Source organism: Klebsiella sp. JN_Kp127 (assembly GCF_040062505.1).
Taxonomy (GTDB): Bacteria; Pseudomonadota; Gammaproteobacteria; order Enterobacterales; family Enterobacteriaceae; genus Klebsiella; species Klebsiella quasipneumoniae.
The window spans coordinates 1-1,404 of record NZ_JBEAHS010000025.1; the positions used below are offsets into that span (position 1 = coordinate 1).

The 1,404-nt window shown below is 61.9% G+C and carries 1 protein-coding gene; it reads right to left on the reverse strand.

Features of this window, described 5'->3' with window-relative positions; all coding sequences use genetic code 11:
- Nucleotides 1-6: 6 nt before the first annotated feature.
- The coding region (locus tag ABLV04_RS08380) for a mannose-1-phosphate guanylyltransferase/mannose-6-phosphate isomerase (protein WP_032453454.1) at nt 7-1,404 on the reverse strand (1,398 nt) is incomplete at its 5' end.

The window sequence follows — 1,404 nt, forward strand, 5'->3', positions numbered from 1 at the left end:
AAAAAATTAGCAACGACCATACTGGTCTTTAATACGAATAATGTCGTCCTCGCCGAGGTACGACCCCGACTGGATCTCCAGCACTTCCAGCGGAATGCGGCCCGGGTTTTCCAGGCTGTGCTCGGCGCCAATCGGAATAAAGGTGGACTGGTTCTCGGTCAGCAGGAACTGCTTGCCGTTGACCGTCACCTGGCCGGTGCCGGCGAGAATGACCCAGTGCTCGGCGCGGTGGTGGTGCATCTGCATCGAGAAGGCGCCGCCCGGTTTCACGGTGATACGGTTGACGTTGAAGCGCGGGGTCTGGACCACCACGTCGCAGCGGCCCCAGGGACGGTAAATCTCGCGGTGGCGCTTGTACTCGCTGCGCTGGTTCTGCTTGAGGAACTCGACCGCCTTCTTCACGTCCTGGGAACGTTCGCGGTTCATCACCAGCACGGCGTCCTTGGTGCTGACAATCACCAGATTCTCCACGCCGATGGCCGCCACCAGCTTCTCGTCGCTGTTGATGTAGCAGTTTTCGCTGTTATGCACCCACGCGTCGCCGCTCAGGACGTTGCCCTGCTCATCTTTCGGGCTGACCTCCCACAGGGCGGACCAGGAGCCGACGTCGCTCCAGTCGGCATCGAGACCGACCACCACCGCGTCGGCGGTTTTCTCCATCACCGCGTAGTCCACGGACTCGTCCGGGCACTCGCAGAAAATGTCATGCGGGATGCTGATGAAGTCGCTGCCGTTGTCGGCGGCATTGACCGCGGCCTGACAGGCTTCGAGGATATCCGGGCGGAATTTGGCCAGCTCGGAGAGGTATTTTTTGGCGCGGAACATAAACATGCCGCTGTTCCAGTAGTACTCCCCGGAGGCGAGGTAGGCCTCAGCGCGCTCGCGGTCCGGCTTCTCCACGAAGCGGGCCACCTGGTACGGGGTGTGAGCGCTGTCGGTGAGGGCCACGCCGCGCTGGATGTAGCCGTAGCCGGTTTCCGGGGCGTTCGGCACGATACCGAAGGTGACCAGGTGGCCTTCATCGGCATACTGCTCGGCGACGCGGATGGCGTCGTGGAAGACCGGCTGGTTATTGATGATATGGTCGGCGGCGAGGACCAGCATCAGCGGGTCGTCACCGTGGCGGGTGGCCTGAAGGGCCGCCAGAGCAATGGCCGGGGCGGTGTTGCGCCCGACCGGCTCGAGAATAATGTTGTTGGACAGCCTGTTGAGCTGGCGCAGCTGTTCGGCCACCAGGAAGCGGTGCTCTTCGTTACAGATGACCATCGGTTCATGGATTTCAAGGCCCGAGAGTCGGGTGATGGTTTCCTGCAGCATGGAGTTCTGCCCGTACAGCCGGAGGAACTGTTTCGGGTAAAGCTCGCGAGACATCGGCCAGAGACGACTGCCGGTACCACCAGCCAT